The sequence below is a fragment of the Lysobacter enzymogenes genome (assembly GCF_017168095.1).
GTDB classification, from domain to species: Bacteria; Pseudomonadota; Gammaproteobacteria; order Xanthomonadales; family Xanthomonadaceae; genus Lysobacter; species Lysobacter enzymogenes_D.
This window is the reverse complement of sequence record NZ_LXSD01000642.1, coordinates 1-712: the sequence shown is the minus strand read 5'-3', so window position 1 is coordinate 712 and position 712 is coordinate 1. Positions and strand designations below refer to the sequence as shown.

Here is a 712-nt window from a genome sequence, read left to right as displayed (position 1 = left end):
ACGCCGCCGGTCGGCTCCCGCGGACCGCCGATGAACGCGGCGCGCCGCGGCGGGGCGCGCTTCACCGCGCGCGCGGCCGCGACGTCGTAGCATGGGCCCAACGTCCGTCGTCGGAATCGCCGTCATGCGCAGACTCTTCCTGTTGGCCGCGCTCGTCCTGGGTTTGGGCGCCTGCGCCAGTTCGCACGTCATCACCGGCCAGCCGCGCCCGCCGGTCCCGCTGGAGCAAGTGCGCGTGTACTTCGCGCCGCCGCCGAGCCGTTACGAGGAAATCGCCCTGCTGCAGAGCAACAGCGGCGCCTTCACCTACGGCGAGCAGAACAAGATGAACTCGGTGATCAACAAGCTGCGCGCGGAGGCGGCCAAGCTCGGCGCCAACGGCGTGCTGTTCCAGGGCACCGAGGACGGCTACGGCGGCAGCGGGGTCAGCGTCGGCGCGGGCGGCGGCAGCTACGGCGGCGGCCGCCACTTCAGCGGCGGCGGGGTCGGGGTCAGCATCAGTCCGCGGCAGAAGTTCGCGCGCGGGGTGGCGATCTATGTGCTCAATCCGCCGCCGATGAGCGATCGCGGTCCGCAGGGTCTTGCGCCGCCGCCGCCGCCCACGCGCTGAGCGTCGCGCGGTTCGCGACGGGGCGCCGGGCTTCGCGCCCGGCGCGCCGCTGTCGGCGATGCGGGTTTCGGCGTCGAGTGCGCAGCGCGCGGGCTTCGCCGC

The 712-nt window shown here is 74.0% G+C and carries 1 protein-coding gene; it reads left to right on the top strand.

Going from position 1 to position 712, the window contains the following annotated elements:
* Positions 1-124 precede the first annotated feature (124 nt).
* On the top strand, positions 125-610 hold the full coding sequence (locus A7A76_RS24720) for a hypothetical protein (protein WP_206413810.1): 486 nt from the start codon (positions 125-127) through the stop codon (positions 608-610).
* Positions 611-712 lie beyond the last annotated feature (102 nt).

Excerpts from the sequence above, each read along its gene's own strand:
- A7A76_RS24720 (WP_206413810.1), top strand. The coding sequence starts at position 125 with ATGCGCAGACTCTTCCTGTTGGCCGCGCTCGTCCTGGGTTTGGGCGCC.